Origin of the sequence: Streptomyces sp. CB03234, from assembly GCF_001905885.1 — a bacterium.
Taxonomy (GTDB): Bacteria; Actinomycetota; Actinomycetes; order Streptomycetales; family Streptomycetaceae; genus Streptomyces.
On record NZ_LIYH01000001.1, the window covers coordinates 615,583 to 634,910 of the forward strand.

Here is a 19,328-nt window from a genome sequence, read left to right on the forward strand (position 1 = left end):
AGCACGTGGCAGGCGGCAGGATCAACGACGACGACGTGAAGGCGGTACGGGACGCGGTCCCGATCGACGCCGTCGTGTCCGAGTACCTCCAGCTGCGCAGCGCCGGCGGCGGCAACCTCAAGGGTCTGTGCCCCTTCCACGACGAGAAGTCCCCCTCCTTCCAGGTCAGCCCCAGCAAGGGTCTCTTCCACTGCTTCGGCTGCCAGGAGGGCGGGGACACCATCGCCTTCGTGATGAAGATCGACCACCTGTCCTTCTCGGAGACGGTCGAGCGCCTCGCCGCCAAGGCGGGCATCACCCTGCGGTACGAGGAGGGCGGGTACAACCCCGGCCACCAGCGGGGCGAGCGGATCCGGCTCATCGAGGCCCACAAGGCCGCCGCCCAGTTCTACGTCGAGCAACTGGACAGCGCCGAAGCCGAGATCGGGCGGAAGTTCCTCGCGGAGCGCGGCTTCGACCAGGCCGCCGCCCAGCACTTCGGCGTCGGCTACAGCCCGGCCGGCTGGGACCACCTCACCCGCCACCTGCGCGGCAAGGGCTTCACCGACAAGGAACTGCTCGTCTCCGGGCTCTCCCAGGAATCCCGCCGCAGCCCCATCGACCGCTTCCGCGGCCGCCTGATGTGGCCCATCCGGGACGTCGGCGGGGACGTCGTCGGCTTCGGCGCGCGCAGACTCCGCGACGACGACAACGGACCCAAGTACCTCAACACCCCCGAAACCCCCATCTACAAGAAGTCCCAGGTGCTGTACGGCATCGACCTGGCCAAGAAGGACATCGCCAAGTCCAGCCGGGCCGTCGTCGTCGAGGGCTACACCGACGTCATGGCCTGCCACCTCGCCGGCGTCACCACCGCCATCGCCACCTGTGGCACCGCCTTCGGCAGCGACCACATCAAGATCCTCCGCCGGCTGCTGATGGACAACGGCTCGGCCCGCGTCATCTTCACCTTCGACGGCGACGCCGCCGGCCAGAAGGCCGCGCTGCGGGCCTTCGAGGACGACCAGAAGTTCGCGGCCGAGACGTACATCGCCATCGCCCCGGACGGCATGGACCCGTGCGACCTGCGCCTCGCCAAGGGCGACGACGCGGTCGCCGACCTCGTCGAGCCCCGCACCCCGCTGTTCGAGTTCGCGCTGCGCCAGATCGTGGGCCGGTACGACCTGGAGACCCCGGCCGGCCGCGCCGCCGCCCTCGACGAGGCCGCGCCCATCGTCGCCCGCATCAAGAACATCGCCTCCCAGCACGAGGTCGCCGTGCAGCTCGCCGGCATGGTCGGCATCCTCGACACCCAGTTCGTCGTCAAGCGCGTCGCCCAGTTCGCCCGCTGGGCCAGGGACCGCGGCGGCCGGGGCCCGGCGCCCGCGCCCCGCACGGCTGCCGCCGCGCCCACGACGCAGGCCCCCGTCGCGCCCTCCGGCCCCGCGCTGAACCTGCGCAGCCCGGCCCACCGCACCGAGCGTGAGCTGCTCAAGCTCGCCCTCCAGTACCCGGCCCTCGTCTCGCCCGCCTTCGACGCGTACGGCGCCGACGAGTTCACCGCCCCGCCGTACGCCGCGGTCCGCCAGACCATCGCGGACGCGGGCGGCGCCGAACAGGGCATCGACAACGCGGGCGAGTACCTGGCGCGGGTCCGGGACGCCGCGCCCAACGACACGGTCCGCGCCCTCGTCACGGAGCTGGCCGTGGAGGTCATCCACGGACGCACCGTCGACGAGACGTACGCGGGCGACCAGCTCGTCCAGGTCCGCCTCCGCGCGGTCGACCGCCGCATCCGCGACGTCCAGGGCACCCTCACCCGCCTCGGCTCCCACGGCGACCCGGCCCACCTCGCCGCCGTCCAGAACGAGCTGTGGGTCCTCCAGCAGTACGCCCAGTCGCTCCGCAACCACGGCGCGGCGGCGCTCTAGCCACCCGGCGGTTCGCGTCCTTTCGGGGTTCCCCCGGCGCGGGAGCGCACCGCCGGGGCCGGCCCGGGCCCCCGGGCGGGCCGCCACCGCGTGCCGTCACCGGACGGTCGCAAAAAGTGGCCGCACGCCCCTACTGGCGGTGATGTGTCGTACCCCACACTGGGTGGCGGTGCCTGAGTCCTCGCAGCGCGGTCGGTCCACCGACGGTGGGCCTCTCACCCCCGCGGATCCGCTCATCGAGTACGGGACGGAAAACAGCGGCACGGCCGCCGCCGTCCCGCTGCCGCACGCCCCCGACCCGGCAGCGATCACCCTGGAGGTCGCCCTCGTGCAGACCCGGACCCTGACCGACATCGACCCGGACACGGCCACCGCCGTCCCCGTACAGGGCATTGCGCCGCACCATCCCGAAGCCGTGCCCGACGCCGTGCCGGATCTGGACGATCCCGAGCCGGCGCCCCCCAGCCGCGCGGCCGCGGCGGCCGGCAGCGGGCCCTCCTCCGACCTGTTCCGCCAGTACCTGCGGGAAATCGGCCGGATACCCCTGCTCACCGCCGCCGAGGAGGTCGAACTGGCCCGCCGGGTGGAAGCCGGGCTGTTCGCCGAGGAGAAGCTCGCCGGCGCCCCCGACCTGGACTCCCAACTGGCCCTGGATCTCGACCGGCTGGTCGTCATGGGCCGGATGGCCAAGCGCCGCCTCATCGAGGCGAACCTGCGCCTGGTCGTCTCCGTCGCCAAGCGTTACGTCGGCCGCGGCCTGACCATGCTCGACCTCGTCCAGGAGGGCAACCTGGGCCTGATCAGGGCGGTCGAGAAGTTCGACTACGCGCGGGGCTACAAGTTCTCGACGTACGCCACCTGGTGGATCCGCCAGGCCATGTCCCGCGCCCTCGCCGACCAGGCGCGGACCATCCGCGTCCCGGTGCACGTCGTCGAGCTGATCAACCGGGTGGTGCGGGTCCAGCGCCGGATGCTGCAGGAGCGGGGCTACGAACCCACCCACGACGAGGTCGCCGCCCACCTGGACCTCGCGCCCGAGCGGGTGGGTGAGGTGCTGCGCCTCGCGCAGGAGCCCGTGTCGCTGCACGCGCCGGTCGGCGAGGAGGACGACGTCGCGCTCGGCGACCTGATAGAGGACGGCGACGCCGCGTCCCCCGTCGAGTCCGCGGCGTTCCTCCTGCTGCGCGAGCACCTGGAGGCCGTCCTGTCCACGCTGGGGGAGCGCGAGCGCAAGGTCGTCCAGCTCCGGTACGGCCTGGTCGACGGCCGGCCCCGCACCCTGGAGGAGATCGGACGGATCTTCGGCGTGACGCGCGAACGCATCCGCCAGATCGAGTCCAAGACCCTCAACAAGCTGCGGGACCACGCCTTCGCGGACCAGCTGCGCGGCTACCTGGACTGATCAGTCGACTTCCGCCACCGCCTGTGCGAACTGCGACGCGTACAGGCGGGCATAGGCACCCTCCGCCGCCAGCAGCTCCTCGTGGGAGCCCTGCTCGACGATCGCCCCGTTCTCCATCACCAGGATCACGTCCGCGTCCCGGATGGTCGACAGCCGGTGCGCGATGACGAAGCTCGTCCGCCCGTGGGCCAGGCGGGCCATCGCCTTCTGGATGAGCACCTCGGTACGGGTGTCGACGGAGCTCGTCGCCTCGTCCAGGACGAGGATCACCGGGTCCGACAGGAACGCCCGGGCGATCGTGATGAGCTGCTTCTCGCCGGCGCTGACGCCCGAGCCCTCGTCGTCGATGACGGTGTCGTACCCGTCCGGCAGCGTACGGATGAACCGGTCCGCGTGCGCGGCCCGCGCCGCCTCCTCGACCTCCTCCGCCGAGACGTCACGCGAGGCGCCGTACGCGATGTTCTCCGCGATCGTGCCGCCGAACAGCCAGGTGTCCTGGAGCACCATGCCGATCCTGGACCGCAGCTCGTCCCGCGTCAGCTCCGTCACGTCGACCCCGTCCAGCAGGATGCGGCCGCCGGTCACCTCGTAGAACCGCATCAGCAGGTTGACGAGGGTGGTCTTGCCGGCGCCGGTCGGGCCGACGATCGCGACCGTCTGGCCGGGCTCCACCGACAGGGACAGGTCCTCGATGAGCGGCCGGTCCGGGTCGTAGCGGAACGACACCTTCTCCAGCGTCACCCGGCCCGCGGGCTCGAAGACCCGGCCCGGGACCGGGGCGGTGTCCGGCTCCTGCTCCTCCGCGTCCAGCAGCTCGAAGATCCGCTCGGCGGACGCGACCCCGGACTGCACCAGGTTCGCCATCGACGCGACCTGCGTCAGCGGCATGGAGAACTGCCGCGAGTACTGGATGAACGCCTGGACGTCGCCGATCGACAGCGAGCCGGACGCGACCCGCAGCCCGCCCACCACCGCCACCAGCACATAGTTCAGGTTCGAGATGAACAGCATCAGTGGCTGCATCACCCCGCTGTTGAACTGCGCCCGGAACCCGGCCTCGTACAGCGCCTCGTTCTGCTCCCGGAAGTCGGCCGCCGCTTCGCCCTGCCGTCCGAAGACCTTCACCAGCGCGTGCCCGGTGTACATCTCCTCGACGTGGGCGTTGAGCCGGCCCGTCGACTTCCACTGCTGAACGAACTGCGGCTGCGACCGCTTGCCGACCCGCGTCGCCACGACCACCGACAGCGGCACGGTCACCAGGGCGACCAGCGCCAGCAGCGGGGAGATCCAGAACATCATCACCAGCACGCCGACGATGGTCAGCGCCGAGTTGATCAGCTGGCCCATCGTCTGCTGCATGGTCTGCGAGATGTTGTCGATGTCGTTCGTCGCCCGGCTCAGCACCTCACCGCGCTTGGCCCGGTCGAAGTACGACAGCGGCAGCCGCTCCAGCTTGGCCTGCACGTCCTCCCGCAGCCGGTACACGGTCCGGTTGATCACCCGGATCGACATGCGCGTCGACACCAGCATCAGCAGCCCGGCGGCCATGTACACCACCAGAACGATCAGCAGTACGCCGCCGACGGCACCGAAGTCGATGCCCTGCCCGGGGCGGAAGTCCACCCCGGACAGCATGTCCGCGAGCCCGCCGTCCCCCGCGGCTCGCAGCGCCGCCAGGGCCTGCTCCTTGGTCAGCCCCTCCCGCATCTCGCGCCCGACGACCCCCGCGAAGATCAGGTCGGTGGCCCGGCCGAGGATCATCGGGCCGACCACCGACAGCGCCACGCTCAGCACCCCGGCCGCCAGCATCGCCCACAGCGTGGCCTTCTCCGGCTTCAGCTGCCGAAGCAGCCGCCTGCCCGAGCCCTTGAAGTCCATCGACCGCTGGTCGGGGCCCGCTCCGGCCGCCGCCATCATCCGTCCCGCCGGCCCCGCCATCAGGCAGCCTCCGCCTCGGTCAGCTGGGAGAGCACGATCTCCCGGTACGTCTCATTGCCCGCCATCAGCTCGTGGTGGCGTCCCGTCCCCACGACCCGGCCCTCGTCGAGGACCACGATCCGGTCGGCGTCACGGATCGTCGACACCCGCTGGGCGACGATCACCACGGTCGCCCCGGCGGTCTCGCGCGACAGCGCGGCCCGCAGCAGCGCGTCCGTCGTGTAGTCCAGCGCCGAGAACGAGTCGTCGAACAGGTAGATCTCCGGCCGCTGCACCAGCGTCCGCGCGATCGCCAGGCGCTGCCGCTGCCCGCCCGACACGTTCGTCCCGCCCTGCGCGACGGGCGCGTCCAGGCCGTGCTCCAGCTCCCGTACGAAGTCGGCGGCCTGGGCCACCTCCAGCGCGTGCCACAGCTCCTCGTCGCTCGCGTCGGGCTTCCCGTACCGCAGGTTCGTCGCGACCGTCCCCGAGAACAGGTACGGCTTCTGCGGCACCAGGCCGACCGTCCGCGCGATCAGCGCCGGGTCCAGCTCGCGCACGTCCACGCCGTCGACCAGCACCTCACCGCCCGTGACGTCGAACAGCCGCGGCACCAGACCCAGCAGCGTCGACTTGCCGCTGCCCGTGGATCCGATGATCGCCGTCGTCTCGCCCGGCCGGGCGAGCAGGTCCACCCCGCGCAGCACCGGCTCCTCGGCGCCCGGATAGCGGAAGTCCGCCCCCCGTACCTCCAGATGCCCGCGCCGCCGCAGCTCCCGCACCGGAGCCGCCGGCGGGATCACGCTCGACTCCGTACGCAGCACCTCCTCGATGCGCTCGGCGCACACCTCGGCGCGCGGCACCGTCATGAACATGAACGTGGCCATCATCACGGCCATCACGATCTGCATCAGATAGGCCAGGAACGCCGTCAGCGCGCCGATCTCCATGCCGCCGCTGTCGATGCGGTGCGCGCCGAACCAGACCACGGCGACGCTGGAGACGTTCACGACGGTCATCACGGTGGGGAACATCAGCGCCATCAGCCGGCCGGTCGACATCGACACGTCGGTCAGGTCGGCGTTGGCGCGCTCGAACCGCTCCCGCTCGTAGGCGTCCTTCACGAAGGCGCGGATCACCCGGTTGCCGGTGATCTGCTCGCGCAGCACCCGGTTCACCGTGTCCAGCCGCTCCTGCATCGTGCGGAACAGCGGCCGCATCCTCTTCACGATCAGCGAGACGGCGATGCCCAGCACCGGAACCACCGCCAGCAGCACGCCCGACAGCGGCACGTCCTGCCCGAGCGCCATGATGACGCCGCCCACGCACATGATCGGCGCCGACACCATCAGCGTGAACGCCATCAGCACCAGCATTTGCACCTGCTGGACGTCATTGGTCGTCCGGGTGATCAGCGACGGCGCCCCGAAGTGCCCGACCTCCCGCGCCGAGAACGACTGCACCCGGTCGAAGACCGCCGCCCGTACGTCCCGCCCGAGCGCCGCCGCGGTGCGCGCCCCGTAGTAGACGGCGCCGATGTTGCAGACGACCTGCACCACCGAGACGGCGACCATCAGCGCGCCGAACGTGAGGATGTAACCGGTGTCACCACGCACGACACCGTTGTCAATGATGTCCGCGTTGAGCGTGGGCAAATAGAGGGTGGCGCACGTCTGCAACAGCTGAAGCGCCACCAGCAGGGCTATGGGCCGTTTGTACGGCCCCAGATGGATCCGGAGAAGTTGTCTGAGCACGCTTCAACTATCGCCGCACGAGCCCGCCCTTACGACTCGGTTTCCCGGTCCTTTGCCGCACGACCCCTACGAAGAGAAGGCTCCGGGGTGCAACTGCTCGCGCGTCGCGCCGTACTGCTGACGGACCGCCTGCCCCACCGCGATCTCCTCGCCCGGCTCGAATACCTGGGCCGCGGCGCCCTGCCAGGCCGGCGGAGTCTGCGGCGACAGCACGCCCTGCGAGACCCCCAGCGCCCACGCCGCCTGCCGTGCCGCACCCAGCGCCGCGTAATCGGCCGGCTGGGGTACGACGACCTGCGCGCCGAAGATCGCCGGCGCGAGCGCCTGGACCGCGGGCAGCTCCGCCGCCGCCCCCAGCAGGAACACCCGCCGCACCTCCACGCCCCGCCCGCGCAGCACGTCCATCGCGTCCGCCAGCGAGCACAGCATGCCCTCGAACGCCGCCCGCGCCAGGTGCTCCGGCTTCATCGACTCACGCCGCAGCCCGCTCAGCGTCCCGGCCGTGTGCGGCAGCTGCGGGGTGCGCTCACCCTCCAGATACGGCAGCAGGACGAGCCCGGAGGCGCCCGGCGTCGACTTCAGCGCCAGCGCCGACAGCTCCTCCAGGCCCCCGTCCAGGCCCAGCATCTCGGCGGTCCCGCGCAGTGCCCGTACCGCGTTCGACGTGTGGACGACCGGCAGGTGCATCCCCGCCGCGTCCGCGAACGCCGTGATCATTCCGCGCGGATCGGCCAACGCCTCGTGGTGCACCGCCATGACCGACCCCGACGCCCCCAGCGACACGACGGCGTCCCCGGTCCCGAGCCCCAGCCCGAGCGCGGCCGCCATGGTCTCGCCGGTCCCGGCCGAGATCAGCAGCCCCTCCGGCGTCATCCCGGCGGCCTCGGCGGGCCCCAGCACCTCCGGCAGTGCGGCCTGGTGCCCCAGCGCCAGCTCCACCAGATCCGGCCGGTACGCACCCGTACCCGCCGACCAGTAGCCCGTCCCCGACGCGGCGCCCCGGTCCGTGGTCCTGCGCACCGGCCGGCCCAGCAGCTGCCACACCAGCCAGTCGTGCGGCTGGAGCACCATCGCCACCCGCGCCGCCGCCTCCGGCTCCGTACGCGCCAGCCACCGCAGCTTCGCCACCGGCTGCGCCGCCTGAGGTACGCAGCCCACGGCCTCCGCCCACGCCTGACGCCCCCCGAACGCCTCGACCAGGTCGGCGGCGGCCACCTGGGCCCGCTTGTCGTTGCCGACCAGCGCGGGCCGCACCAGGGCGCCCTGCCGGTCCAGCGGCACCAGCCCGTGCTGCTGCGCGGAGACGCCGATGGCCTGGACGCCCTCGAGCAGCCCGCCGGAGGCGGCCTCGCCGAGGGAGAGGAGCCACGCCTGCGGGTCGACCTCGGTCGCCTTCGGCTCGATGGGATGCGTGGCGTATCCCTGTCGCAGCACCGCACCCGTTTCCGTGTCACAGACGACGATGCGCGTGAAACCCGACGAACTGTCCAACCCGGCGACTATCCCCATGGGGATAGATTCTGCCGCACCCTAGGTGTTACTGGTCCCCCACTCGTCCTCGCCGCCTCCCTGACTGCGCTCCCTCAGCGAGCGCACCCGCTCGGCGACCGACTCGGGCATCCGGTCCCCGACCTTGTCGCTCACGGTGTGCAGCGCCTTCCCGGCCACCTCCCGCCCGGTCTGCGCGGCCGTCTCGGCCGCGTTGCGCACGGCCGGGTTGTGGGAGAACTCGCGCGCGGACTTGCGCAGCTGTTCGTAGCGCTCGCGCCCGGCACGGGTGCCGAGGACGTAACCGAGGGCCAGTCCAACGACGAACGTGAGCTTGTACCGCATGGCTGCCACCCTTCCGTAGGCGTCGGTGCTGGCCGCCTACCCGTCAGGGCCGGAGATCACCCAGGGGAACCGATTGGCGGAGCACCCCCCTGCTTGCGCTAATGTATGTGTCGCAGCGAGCGAGCGCCGCCCGGGACGCCCCAGGTAGGTACGTTCGGTGCAACGCAGCAATCCCCTGTAGCTCAATTGGCAGAGCAGCCGGCTGTTAACCGGCAGGTTACTGGTTCGAGTCCAGTCGGGGGAGCGCGATCCCCTGTAGCTCAATTGGCAGAGCATTCGGCTGTTAACCGGAGGGTTGCTGGTTCGAGTCCAGCCGGGGGAGCGGTGACGGGAGAGGGTCCTCAGGGGCCCTCTCCCGTCTTCTTGCCCCGATCTTTTTGCCCCGATTCCGTCCCGGAGGGAACCATCACGGGCGCGGAGCAGTCCTCATGGTCGTGCGTTGCCGACCATCCGGAGCAGGAGATCGTATGAGCGGCTATGCTGCGGCAGACGGCGCGCACAAATGTGCGCGACGCGCCGTAAGGGGCGGTAGCTCAGCCGGTTAGAGCAGCGGACTCATAATCCGTCGGCCGTGGGTTCGAGTCCCACCCGCCCCACCCCAAGGTTCTCCCAGAGAACCGTTTCTACCTGCGGAAACGCGAGAACGGGGGTCACCACTCCAGGGTGGCGACCCCCGTTCATTCGTTCAGACCAAGATCCAGGGGACACACAGGGGACACGGGGCCGGCTCAGGGGACACAGGGGCCCTCACGCCGCCTTCCGATGCCCGTTCGAAGCCCGGCGGGCGGTCCGGGACGCTGCGGGCGGCAGGCCCGTCGGCAGCGCCCAGCCGTCCACGCCCGGAGACTCGGAGCGGGCGATCGTGAAGCGTGTGAGCGAGAACTCGGCTCGCTGCTCCTCCGGGTACCGGTCGTTGAAGTTCTCGACCCGGACCAGCTCCAGATCGTTCGCGGTGCAGTGATCCCGCACCCACTTCACGGCCGCGTTGGCGGCGTCGTCCTGGCCCCGGCCAGCGAGGGTGATCATGCCGAGGAGATCGGAGTCCGGTTCGGTCTGCGCTCCAACGGCCCAGGCGTCACCTGACTGCCGTGCGCCGTGGGCGAAGAAGACGGCGATGTCGTTCTGCCAGGCCGTCTCGGGGATCGTCAGCGGGGTGCGCACCTCGAAGGGGACGTCGCGGGGGACGACGGCCATGACCGACTCGGCCTCGGCCCGCATCATCTCGGGCAGCACGCTGGTGTAGGTGTCGGAGGTGATCTGGCGCGAGGAGTGCCCCAGCTTCTCCTGGACCACCTTGATGTCGGTACCGGCGAGCAGGGACAGGGTGGCCGCGAGGTGACGCAGGTCGTGCAGGCGGACCGGGGGCAGGCCGGACAGCTCGACAAGGCGGGTGAAGCGGCGGGAGATCCAGTCCGGGTGCAGCGCCTCGCCGTTCTCGTGCGTCCACACGCGGCCGGTCTCGACGTAGGCGTCTCCCCACTCCTGGCGCTTCTGCTCCTGCTTCGCGCGGAAGCTGACGAGGTTGTCGCCGGACTCGAGGCTTAGGGAGAGGGTGCGGACGCTGTCGGCCTTCGGCGCCTCGCCGTACAGCTTGTAGGCCACCTCCACGATCTGCTGGGAGATCCGCAGCCAGAGGGCGTCGGTGCTGACCTCTGTCCAGGGCAGTGCGGCCATCTCGCCGCGGCGGGGGCCGAGGAAGATGAAGCCGTGCCACAGCTCGTAGAGCCAGTCGTCCTTGACGAAGTCGAGGAACTGACCGGTCAGCTCCGGTGTCCAGACCATGACCGGGCCGGGCTTCTCGCCGGTGCGCTTCCAGTGCTCGATGCGCTCGGGTGTCCAGACGAGCGGCTTCGGCCGGGTGACCGGCGGCAGCTCCACGAGCTGTGCCCAGTTCTTGGCGAACGCCTGCTCGCGCTTGATCCCCCAGGACAGCGCCGAGCTGAGGGTGTCGTTGATGCGGTGCATGGTGGCGGCGGAGGTGACCTTCCGCAGCCCTTTCCTGCCCTCGCGGAGCGCGGCGTTCGCGTCGAGGAAGGCGCGGCGGGCGGCTCGCCGCTCCTCCTTCTTTGCGTAGCCCGCCGTCTTCACCCAGGCCCGGTGCGCGGCATCGCGTTCCTTCTGGAGCTGATCGACGCGTAGACGGTGCAGGATCCGCTCGGCGTTCTCCTTCTCGATCGCGTCGTACATCTTGTCGAGGTGCCGGACCTTGAGGTCGCGGCGTTTGATGTGCCCGAGGTGAGGGAGGAGGTAGTTATTGATGTGCTCCTCGTAGCCGTGGCGGGTGGTGCGGGCGAGGGACTTCTTCGCCTTGATCCACCGGAGGAAGAAGTCGCCGCACGTCTCGTCGGAGAGCACGTCGGTGCCGGCCGTGGCCGCGTCGTACAGCTCCTTGGCCTTCTTCTTGGCGTCATCGAGCTTGGCGAAGCCCCCGCGGCGTATTCGGGCACGCTTGTTGCCCTCGCCGCGCTCGGCCTCGAAGTAGAAGTACCAGGTGCCGTGTCCCTTGCCGAGCTTCGGGCACGTCAGCCCGATGTCCCCGATCTTCGGCTTGCCCTCGGCGTCGAGGACCGGGTTGCCCTCCTTGTCCTTGAGCGGCCCCTTGCACTGGCACCGCCGGTAGTAGCTCGGCTCGAACATCCGACCCCTGCTCCCTGTTGACCGTTGCTTGGATCACAGCCAGTCGTCGGTGTGCGTACGTATCCGTACGTGTCTGGCGTGATCTCTTTCGATCTTGCTGGGGCTGTCGGACAGCGTTGTAAAGTTGCTGACAAGTTGGCGCGGGGGAGACAGGCGACCAACGACATGACTGCTCAGGAACCGGGCGGACCGACCGGAGCCATGGGGCTGGAGGAGCTGCTTGCTCTACCAGCCACGGTCAATGTGACAACAGCTGGACGTGCACTGGGCATTGGCCGCGACAAGGCGTACGAGTTGATCAGGACGGGCACGTTCCCCGTCAGGACGCTTCCCCTTGGAGGGACGGTCCGGGTGCCGACGGCGGAGCTGTGGAAGATCCTCGGCGTCGAGCGGCGGCGGGGAGGCGGGGGCGAGAACGCGAAGGATGGCAGTGATGTGTGATCTTGAGGTGTTCGTTTGGTTTCCAATAATGTGACCTATCTTCGGTAAAGTTATAAGGGTCAAGGGGGTCGGTAGGAGGGGCGAGGAGATGCCAAGGCTGTACGGCTTCGAGGACATGGCGTACCGGCGGGTGCGTGAGAGTGAGGCGGCGGGGATTCGTGCTGCCGCCTCTCGGCGGCTGCTCAGGCAGAGCGTCGCCGCCATCTGCGACGCGATCAACGCCGAGGGGTATCGCACGACGCGCGGCAACCTCTTCAAGCCGGATGTTCTCGCGAAGATCCTCGACCACCCGGCCATCGCCGGCCTGATGGAGGATGAGAACGGCGAGCTGGTGGACTCCGGTGGCCCGCGGATCATCCCCGTCGAGGACTTCCTGGCCATCCGCGCTATGCGCCCCTCCAACGACCCGGAAAACCAGCGGGCCGAGCAGCGGGAGTACCTGATCTCGGGTTCGCTGGGTGTCTGTGGACTGTGTGGTACCGCACTGGGCGCGTCGCCCTCGAACACGGGGAGTCGCGGTCACCGGTGCGCGCCGAGCTCGGCGCAGCATCCTGGCGGGTGCGGCAAGGTCCGCATCAATGCTGACCTGCTGGAGACGTACGTGGCTGAGCATGTGCTGGCGGAGTTGGCCAAGCCGGAGGTCAGCGCACTGATCGGTGAGGCTCGCGATGAACTGCTGGCCCAGGCTGCCGTCCTGCGTAAGGCGGCAGCCGCTGCACGCCGTCGGCAGAAGAAGCTGGGAGTGGACTACGGGCGCTCGCCGGACATGTCGCTCAAGGCGTTCAGGTCGGCCGACCAGGAGCTCAAGCAGGTGATCCGCGAGAGCGAGACGAAGGCGCGCCTTCTGGAGCAGGTCAAGCACGTGCCTGTTGGTGATGTTCCGGACCTGGTGCGGTGGTGGAAGCATGCGCCGTTGAAGGCGAAGAAGGGTGTCCTGGTCCTCATGCTGGAGCAGGTGGCGGTGTACCCGGCGGCGTCCAGGGGATCTCGTACCGTGGACGCCGACCGGGTGGCGCTGAAGTGGCGTCAGTGGGGCGACGCCACCTCGGACGAGAAGTCTGCTTAGACCCTGCTGCTCGCCCCCGGGTGCGGGTTTCTCAGGGGGAGGTTGTAGCAGATCGTGGCCATCGCAAGCCCGGTGGCCACGCAGATGATGGAGAGCCCCGCAAGTGCGGGGCTGATGGTGTTCTCCACGGCCAGTGGCCATGCGTGGCCGGTGCGGTAGGCGATGAGGTAACCACCGCGGCTGCAGGCGTAGGCGAGGCCGCAGATGCCTCCGACGGCGGCGATCGACAGGCCAGTGGAGGCGGCGGGGTGATCTCGCCATGTCACGAAGGCCATGCTGGTGGAGAAGGCGCCGATCTCCAGGGCGGCGACCGCCGAGTAGCTGAGGTAGGCCAGCAAGTAGACCGCCACGTCGTCGTTGCGGGCGTAGGCGGTGGACAGGTCCACTCGTGCGGTGTCGGCGAGGTGGTACTGCCAGACAAGTAGCAGGGCGATGCAGGACACCGCGATGATGCGGATCGCGATGCCCAGGTGGTGGGTTCCGATGTGTCGCCAGTCCGCCACCATGACTTGCAGACTGGTCCAGAAGAGCAGCGCGGCGAGGTCTGAGGCGAGGGTGGAGACCTCGTTGAGCGTGGTGAGTCGGTCGATGGCTTCGGCGACTGTGGGGATCGCCAGGAGAGAGCCGATGAAGCAGGCCGCGAAAGCCGACATCCGGGCTCGGCGGGCTACAGGGTATGCCGTTTGCTGGCGGCGCTTGCGGGTGTAGTGCAGGCGTATGGCCGCGCTGGTGGCTGTGACAAGGGCACAGGCGCCGTAGATGAGGCCGTCCAAGGGGTTCAGCGTCCTTCCAGATCTTCCGCTGCCCTCTCAGCGGCTTCGTGCAGGCTCAGCCGGCGTGGCCGCCCCTCGCGGGGCTGGTCGACGCCGGGGGGAGGCGGGGGGATCGCGGGGACGTCTTCGGACAGCCCCCGTCGACCGCGAATCTCCTTGAGCTTCATGGTGATTTCAAGAATGTCCTGCACCTCTAGACCCAGCATTAAACGCAAGGCCTCGCGCGCCTCGGGGCGCTCCTGGTACACGGTGAGCGCGGTGAGGTCGTCCCACTCCGGCCCGGACAGCAGGAACGCTACCGGGGCGTCAAGAGCTTGAGCGAGCGCGGCGAGTGTGGCGGCCTTGGGGCTGCTGTGGGTGCCGTTCATCAGGCTGTTGACCGTGCCGTGCGACAGGAGAGGTTTGCGCTGGCCGGCTGGAGTGGTCGCTTGTGCAATGTCTCGGACGCTGGGAGGGAAACCCTCCGAGTCTCGGCGCAGACGCAGCAGGGCGAGCAACTTGGCGCTCAAACTGAGCGGTTGGGGCTGGTCGCGGGTGTCTGCCATGTCCGTCTTCTCTGGCCCGTGTCGTATGCTCGCCGCAGGTGACTGGCCGGTAACTTACGCCTCTACGCCTAGAGTACCCCCAGGTCGAGGGGTTGTATAAGGTTCTGGACAGTTTTCCTCGGGGGAGCCGTCGGGTGAACGGCGGACATCAGCGTGCTCTCAGCCTGCATCAGGGGCGGGCGTGTCGAGGAAGTCGCATCTGGGCGGGCGAAGGCGGCGCGCTTGCCGTTCACGGGAGGAATCGCATGTCCGAAATCGACGAGCGGCGGATCGCTGAGTTGGTCAAGCAGCCACCATGCGGGCTCCGAGGCGAAGCCGGGGCCGCTGCCCGCGCGGAAGCCCGCAAGGTGCTGGAGTGGCAGGCCGGGATACGCGGCAGGGAACCAGACGAAGGCGAGGAAGACGGCGCCTGTTGAACCGTCGGGCGACGCCGCGCCCCGACTCCCCAGAGATAGGTGACATTTTTAGTCGTCTGCTGTACGTTCTGACGTGCCGGGCGGGTACAGCAGCCGCAGGAGCCCGCACGGCAGCGTCGCGTGAGCGGCGTCCTTCCCTACTCCTCGCCGGGTGGCCGACCCCCCCGCGCCCCACCCGGCGAGGAGTCGGCCGTCCGGTGCGGCCGTCGGGGTGCGTGACGGGAGCCAGCCCGCCGTGACCGCTTGGTCGCGGCGGGCTCTCTCATGTCCGCAGCCAGACAGAGGAATCAGAAATGCGGCGAATTCTCCTTTCTGAATTCCTTTGAATTAAAAGAGTTCGGAACTTGCTTTGGCGGTATTCGCCATTAAGATATAAGTGTAAGAACAAAGGGAAAAATCCCTAACGGAATTCACGAAAGGCGCGGGGAAATGGCTGAGAACAAGGTCGAGTTCATCAACATCAAGGTCAGCGAGATCGCTCCCAACCCGGAGCAGCCGAGGAAGTTCTTCTCGGAGGAGGCGCAGGATGAGCTGACCAACAGCATTAAGGAGAACGGCCTCCTCCAGCCGGTCGTCGTCCGGCCGGTCGAGGGCGCTAAGGTCCCCTACATGCTGATCGCGGGCGAGCGGCGCTGGCGGTCCTGCCAGGCGGCCGGCCTGGAGGTCATCCCGGCGAAGGTCGTCGAGGGTGCCACCGAGGAGGAGGCGTACGTCCTCAGCATCGCTGAGAACGTCAACCGGGCGGACATGACCATCATGGAGGAGGCCGGTGCGTACGCCGACCTCAAGGCCGCCGGATGGACCCCGGCGAAGATCGCCAAGCAGTTCGGCAAGACGGAGACGCACATCACCTGGCGGCTGGGCCTGCTCACCCTGCGCCCCGAGGTGGCCGAGATGGTCGACCAGGGGCAGATCAAGAACAACCTCGCCTGGCACATCGCCCAGCTCAACCCGGCGAACCAGATGGTGGCGGCCATGCGGTATGTGCGCGGCGACTTCGACAGCGAGGCCGAGGCGCAGCACTTCGCCAACGGCCTCAAGATGATGGAGCAGCAGACCTCCCTCACCAACGAGAAGGCGCCGACGGCCGAGGAGCAGGAAAAGCAGAAGAAGGCCAAGGCCAAGGCGAAGGACGGACTCGGCAAGGCGGAGGAGGTCCTGATCCCGCTGCTGGAGGAGCTCGCGGAGAAGAAGCCGGAGGACCTGGCCGTCATCCTCGGCGACGACCTCGCCCGTCACCTGCGGGTCGTCGGCCGCCTGTACGCCAAGGTGCAGATGGTGCGGAACCTGCTGAGCAAGGCGCAGGGTATCCAGCGGGCCATGGCCGAGGAGTTCAACAAGGCGGCCGTTGAGGTCCAGCAGGAGGCGGCGGCTGCGAAGAAGGTCGAGGCGGCGGCCAAGCCCGAGGCGAAGGCCGAGAAGCCGGAGGCGAAGGCGGCGGACGAGCCGCAGTCCACGGCGAAGAAGGCGGCGGCCAAGCCCGGCCCGAAGCCCGCGGCGCGCACGGCCGCGGGCGCGAAGGCCCCGGCGCGCCGGACGCCTGCCAAGAAGGCGGAAGCGGCAGCGAAGTAGACCGGAGGGGTGCGGCGGCGGTCGCGCCCCTTCTTCTCCTGTGGGTTTGGGTGAGTGGGCGCGGCCGGAATTCCGGCCGCGCCTCTTTCCGCTTGAATTCCTCTCCGAATTCCAACCCGTTTCGGCCCGAGCCGGGCGCGCAGGGGGCTCTCCCTACGCGCCCGGTGCCGCTCAGGCCACCGAAGGTCCGAGCGGGCGGCATCATCGGTCACCGGGGGCCGCCGGCGGCGACGCCGACGCACCCGGCATCTGAGCACCATGAAAGGAATGGCTACGTGCTCACTCTGTTCACCAACCGGTTCCAGGCGTTCCAGTGCCCGCAAGGGGTGCCGGTCCGCATCACCCTGGGCGCTCCCCGCTTCAAACTCCCCTACTCCCTCACCCACTCGGTGCGGGAGCTCGCGCCGCGTCGGGACTACCTCTCCCAGCCTGAGCCCGAGTTCACGACGGCCTACCGAGCCGACCTCGACCAGCTCGGACCCGAGCGGATCGCCGCGCGGCTGCGGCAGATCACGCAGGCCGAGGGCGATCACCGCCTGGTGCTGCTCTGCTTCGAGGACCTGGCCAAGCCGGGCCTGTGGTGCCACCGCCGCGTGTTCGCCGCCTGGTGGAAGGACGTCACGGGGGACGAGGTGCGGGAGCTGTCCCCGATGGATCAGCAGGGCACCTTGATCTGAGCGTCGGAACCGCGCTCCACAGATAGGTGACATTATTCCAAGGGGCTGCCTGCTCCTTGTGTAAGGTTCCAGCGCAGCGCCCGGCCCCGGCATCCCACCGAGGCCGGGCGCTGTCGTTCGTCGGGAGGCGAAGATGTTCCAGGGCACCATCCCGGGCCCCATGCGCTCCATCGTGCGCGAGACCGCCAGCGGCTGGCCGAGTGGCCCGGTGTACGTCCCGTGCTGCGGCAACTTCACCATCGAGCGCAGCGTGGCCGGCATGGGCTTCGCCCTCCACTCCTCCGACGTGTCCATCTACACCAGCGCCGTCGGCCGGTGGCTCACCCGGCAACCGGTCGGCATCCAGCTCCGCGAGGAGAGCCGAGACGAACTCGGCTGGCTCGCGGACTCCTTGGACGACGGCGTCGGCACCGTCGCCACGCTCATGCTCGGCACGCGGTTCCTCGCCAGCGTCGGCCGCGAGGGGCTGTGGCACGAACGGGTCGTCCGCTCCTACCGGGAGCAGTGGAAGGTCAAGCACGCGGAGACGGTCGAGCGGCTGTCCGGCTCGGACATCGAACTCGCCTCCTACGAGGTGGAAGACGTGCGTTCCTGGCTCCAGAAGGTTCCTCGTGACGCCCCGGTGTGCTCCTTCCCTCCCTTCTACGGCGGCGGCTACGAGAAGCTGTACGAGCCGCTGGAAGCGCACTTCACCTGGGACGCGCCCGAGTACGAGCCGCTGTCCGACGACGACGTGGTCAGCGTGCTCGGCGCGATCACGGACCGGCCGTACTGGCTGACGGCCTCCAACCACGACGTGCCCGAGCTGCACCCGTACCTGCGCGGCGTGATCAAGGCGACCCCGCGCGCCGCTCCCTTCTACGTGTACGCCAGTCAGGCCCGGACGCGGATCGTCGCTCCACGCCAGCCGATCGAGCCGGTGAAGGTCCCCCGCCTGCGCGAGGGTGACCAACTCGTCGGTCCGCTGAGGCTGTCGCTGCTGAAGCCCGGCCAGTTCAACGCGCTGCGCTCCCGGTACCTCAACCCGAAGATCGCGCCGGGCGCGGCGAACCTGGCCGTCGCGGTGAAGGACGGCGGCGGACGGCTCCTGGGCGTGTTCGCGATGGCTCCGAGCACGTTCACGCCGGACGAGGCGTACGTGCTCTCGGACTTCGCGGTCGCGCCGACCGACTACCCGCGGTTGTCGAAGCTGATCGTGCTCGCGGCCACCAGCGCCGAGGCGCAGTTGTTGTGCCAGCGGGCATTCTCGCGGCGGATCCGGCGGGTGGCGACGACGGCGTTCAGCAACAACCCCGTGTCGATGAAGTACCGCGGACTGCTGCGGCTGCACAAGCGCAGCCCATCGAACGAGGACGGCTGGAAGTTCCAGCTCCAGTACCAGGGGGCGATGGGCCAGCACACGCTGGCCGAGGCCCTTGAGATGTGGGCGAAGCGGTGGGGCGCCCCGACGACGAAGACGGGAGTCTGACCATGGAGGAGACCACACGCCTCGCCCCGCCGCAGATGGTGCAGGGCGACCCGCGCACGCTCACGCTGCTCGACGTCAACGCGCGGTTCCTGCCGCACGAGCAGTTCCGGCAACTCGTGGCGAACATCGAGCGCGACGGCTGCCTGACCTCGACACCGCTGGTGTGGAACGACCGCGACACGGGACGGCTGGTCGTCCTGTCCGGCAACCACCGCACGCTCGCCGCGATCGAGGCCGGCCTGTCGCAGATCTGGTGGATGCAGATAGACGAGCCGCTGCCCCGCCAGCGGCAGATCGCTCTCCAGCTCTCGCATAACGCCATCGCGGGCCAGGACGATCCGGCGATCCTCAAGGAGCTGTACGACGAGCTGGAGTCGGTGGAGTGGCGGCAGTACACGGGCCTGGACGACAAGGCCCTGGATCTGCTGGAGAAGGTGGACGTCGCCTCCCTGGGCGAGGCGAACCTCGACTTCGCCAGCGTGCAGTTCATGTTCCTGCCCGACGAGCTGGAACGAGCCGAGGCCGCGTTCGACGCGGCCCGCTCCACGGCGGCGGCTGACCAGCGGTGGGTGGCCGGGCTGGAGCAGTACGAGCCGGTGCTCGATGCGCTGGAGACCTCCCGAGCCGCCTACAAGATCGGCAACTCGGCGACGGCGCTCGGTGTGATCCTCGCTGTGTTCGAGCGGCACCTGGGCGAGCTGGCCGAGGGCTGGTTCGACTCGGCTACCGGGGAGGCGACGAGGGCGGGGACGGCGCCGCTGGAGACGGTGTTCGGCGTTCGGGACGTGCCGGTGGAGATGGCCGCCGTCGTGCGGGCGGCCATCGACCGGATGGTGCAGGACGGCACTGTGCCGGCCGACGAGCCGTGGCGGGCGCTGGAAGTCCTGGCCGCACAGAGCAACTAGTCGGCCGTCGGC

General features: G+C 69.4%; 16 protein-coding genes and 3 tRNA genes. 12 read left to right on the forward strand and 7 right to left on the reverse strand.

Annotated features, from left to right (window positions below):
* Window positions 1-5 precede the first annotated feature (5 nt).
* The gene (gene dnaG, locus AMK26_RS02750) at window positions 6-1,910 is read left to right on the forward strand and encodes a DNA primase (protein WP_241837772.1); all 1,905 of its coding nucleotides are present in this window, start codon (window positions 6-8) and stop codon (window positions 1,908-1,910) included.
* A 169-nt stretch (window positions 1,911-2,079) separates the two neighbouring features.
* Window positions 2,080-3,312, forward strand: coding sequence for an RNA polymerase sigma factor (locus AMK26_RS02755; protein WP_073752966.1), 1,233 nt, complete (start codon window positions 2,080-2,082; stop codon window positions 3,310-3,312).
* Here AMK26_RS02755 and AMK26_RS02760 read toward each other — a convergent pair whose 3' ends face one another.
* The 4 genes from AMK26_RS02760 to AMK26_RS02775 all read right to left on the reverse strand — a co-directional run bounded on the left by AMK26_RS02760 (window position 3,313) and on the right by AMK26_RS02775 (window position 8,816).
* Window positions 3,313-5,250, reverse strand: coding sequence for an ABC transporter ATP-binding protein (locus AMK26_RS02760; RefSeq protein ID WP_073751525.1), 1,938 nt, complete (start codon window positions 5,248-5,250; stop codon window positions 3,313-3,315). It abuts the gene before it with no gap.
* Entirely contained in the window at window positions 5,250-6,983 is a 1,734-nt protein-coding gene (locus AMK26_RS02765; protein WP_073751527.1) for an ABC transporter ATP-binding protein, read from the reverse strand. The genes AMK26_RS02760 and AMK26_RS02765 overlap by 1 nt, the downstream gene beginning before the upstream one ends.
* Window positions 6,984-7,049: 66 nt before the next feature.
* On the reverse strand, window positions 7,050-8,492 hold the full coding sequence (locus AMK26_RS02770) for an FGGY family carbohydrate kinase (protein WP_073751529.1): 1,443 nt from the start codon (window positions 8,490-8,492) through the stop codon (window positions 7,050-7,052).
* Window positions 8,493-8,513: 21 nt separating this feature from the next.
* Window positions 8,514-8,816 carry a hypothetical protein gene (locus tag AMK26_RS02775; protein ID WP_073751531.1) on the reverse strand — a complete coding sequence of 101 codons (303 nt, stop codon included), beginning with the start codon at window positions 8,814-8,816 and terminating at the stop codon, window positions 8,514-8,516.
* A 171-nt stretch (window positions 8,817-8,987) separates the two neighbouring features.
* Here AMK26_RS02775 and AMK26_RS02780 point away from each other — a divergent pair.
* The 3 genes from AMK26_RS02780 (at window position 8,988) to AMK26_RS02790 (ending at window position 9,412) form a co-directional block, all read left to right on the forward strand.
* Window positions 8,988-9,060 (forward strand) — tRNA-Asn (locus tag AMK26_RS02780).
* A gap of 5 nt (window positions 9,061-9,065) precedes the next feature.
* A tRNA-Asn gene (locus AMK26_RS02785) sits at window positions 9,066-9,138 on the forward strand.
* Between the two features lie 200 nt (window positions 9,139-9,338).
* Window positions 9,339-9,412 (forward strand) — tRNA-Ile (locus tag AMK26_RS02790).
* A gap of 151 nt (window positions 9,413-9,563) precedes the next feature.
* Here the strand turns inward: AMK26_RS02790 and AMK26_RS02795 are convergent.
* Window positions 9,564-11,453, reverse strand: a complete 1,890-nt coding sequence (locus AMK26_RS02795; protein WP_073751533.1) for a tyrosine-type recombinase/integrase — start codon at window positions 11,451-11,453, stop codon at window positions 9,564-9,566.
* A 165-nt stretch (window positions 11,454-11,618) separates the two neighbouring features.
* Here AMK26_RS02795 and AMK26_RS02800 point away from each other — a divergent pair, with 165 nt between their 5' ends.
* Window positions 11,619-11,894 (forward strand): DNA-binding protein, encoded by a 276-nt coding sequence (locus tag AMK26_RS02800; protein ID WP_073751535.1) that lies wholly within the window; start codon window positions 11,619-11,621, stop codon window positions 11,892-11,894.
* An 88-nt stretch (window positions 11,895-11,982) separates the two neighbouring features.
* A complete protein-coding gene (locus AMK26_RS02805; RefSeq protein WP_073751537.1) occupies window positions 11,983-12,960 on the forward strand; it encodes a recombinase family protein in 978 nt (325 codons plus the stop codon).
* On the opposite strand, the gene AMK26_RS02810 is transcribed toward AMK26_RS02805, so the two are convergent.
* Entirely contained in the window at window positions 12,957-13,613 is a 657-nt protein-coding gene (locus AMK26_RS02810; protein WP_143608437.1) for a hypothetical protein, read from the reverse strand. The two genes, AMK26_RS02805 and AMK26_RS02810, sit on opposite strands and share 4 nt — an antisense overlap.
* 125 nt (window positions 13,614-13,738) lie before the next feature.
* Window positions 13,739-14,278: a hypothetical protein gene (locus AMK26_RS02815; protein WP_073751541.1), complete on the reverse strand. Its 540-nt coding sequence runs from the start codon at window positions 14,276-14,278 to the stop codon at window positions 13,739-13,741.
* Window positions 14,279-14,523: 245 nt separating this feature from the next.
* On the opposite strand from AMK26_RS02815, the gene AMK26_RS36880 reads away from it, so the two are divergent.
* The 5 genes from AMK26_RS36880 to AMK26_RS02835 all read left to right on the forward strand — a co-directional run bounded on the left by AMK26_RS36880 (window position 14,524) and on the right by AMK26_RS02835 (window position 19,316).
* On the forward strand, window positions 14,524-14,694 hold the full coding sequence (locus AMK26_RS36880; RefSeq protein ID WP_158071099.1) for a hypothetical protein: 171 nt from the start codon (window positions 14,524-14,526) through the stop codon (window positions 14,692-14,694).
* 429 nt (window positions 14,695-15,123) lie between these two features.
* The gene (locus AMK26_RS02820) at window positions 15,124-16,266 is read left to right on the forward strand and encodes a ParB/RepB/Spo0J family partition protein (protein WP_073751543.1); all 1,143 of its coding nucleotides are present in this window, start codon (window positions 15,124-15,126) and stop codon (window positions 16,264-16,266) included.
* 275 nt (window positions 16,267-16,541) lie between these two features.
* Window positions 16,542-16,943: a DUF488 family protein gene (locus AMK26_RS02825; RefSeq protein WP_073751545.1), complete on the forward strand. Its 402-nt coding sequence runs from the start codon at window positions 16,542-16,544 to the stop codon at window positions 16,941-16,943.
* A gap of 133 nt (window positions 16,944-17,076) precedes the next feature.
* Complete coding sequence (locus AMK26_RS02830; RefSeq protein WP_073751546.1) at window positions 17,077-18,411, forward strand: putative antirestriction adenine methyltransferase; 1,335 nt, start codon at window positions 17,077-17,079, stop codon at window positions 18,409-18,411.
* 2 nt (window positions 18,412-18,413) lie between these two features.
* Entirely contained in the window at window positions 18,414-19,316 is a 903-nt protein-coding gene (locus tag AMK26_RS02835) for a ParB N-terminal domain-containing protein (protein ID WP_073751548.1), read from the forward strand.
* The last annotated feature ends 12 nt before the right edge of the window (window positions 19,317-19,328 follow it).

What these genes read in the sequence shown, in the direction of transcription:
- AMK26_RS02810 (WP_143608437.1), bottom strand. Translation starts at nt 13,613, where the DNA reads ATGTCGGCTTTCGCGGCCTGCTTCATCGGCTCTCTCCTGGCGATCCCC.
- AMK26_RS02820 (WP_073751543.1), top strand. Translation starts at nt 15,124, where the DNA reads ATGGCTGAGAACAAGGTCGAGTTCATCAACATCAAGGTCAGCGAGATC.
- AMK26_RS02775 (WP_073751531.1), bottom strand. Translation starts at nt 8,816, where the DNA reads ATGCGGTACAAGCTCACGTTCGTCGTTGGACTGGCCCTCGGTTACGTC.
- AMK26_RS02815 (WP_073751541.1), bottom strand. Translation starts at nt 14,278, where the DNA reads ATGGCAGACACCCGCGACCAGCCCCAACCGCTCAGTTTGAGCGCCAAG.
- AMK26_RS02835 (WP_073751548.1), top strand. Translation starts at nt 18,414, where the DNA reads ATGGAGGAGACCACACGCCTCGCCCCGCCGCAGATGGTGCAGGGCGAC.
- AMK26_RS02800 (WP_073751535.1), top strand. Translation starts at nt 11,619, where the DNA reads ATGACTGCTCAGGAACCGGGCGGACCGACCGGAGCCATGGGGCTGGAG.
- AMK26_RS02760 (WP_073751525.1), bottom strand. Translation starts at nt 5,250, where the DNA reads ATGGCGGGGCCGGCGGGACGGATGATGGCGGCGGCCGGAGCGGGCCCC.
- AMK26_RS02770 (WP_073751529.1), bottom strand. Translation starts at nt 8,492, where the DNA reads ATGGGGATAGTCGCCGGGTTGGACAGTTCGTCGGGTTTCACGCGCATC.
- AMK26_RS02795 (WP_073751533.1), bottom strand. Translation starts at nt 11,453, where the DNA reads ATGTTCGAGCCGAGCTACTACCGGCGGTGCCAGTGCAAGGGGCCGCTC.
- AMK26_RS02830 (WP_073751546.1), top strand. Translation starts at nt 17,077, where the DNA reads ATGTTCCAGGGCACCATCCCGGGCCCCATGCGCTCCATCGTGCGCGAG.
- AMK26_RS36880 (WP_158071099.1), top strand. Translation starts at nt 14,524, where the DNA reads ATGTCCGAAATCGACGAGCGGCGGATCGCTGAGTTGGTCAAGCAGCCA.
- AMK26_RS02805 (WP_073751537.1), top strand. Translation starts at nt 11,983, where the DNA reads ATGCCAAGGCTGTACGGCTTCGAGGACATGGCGTACCGGCGGGTGCGT.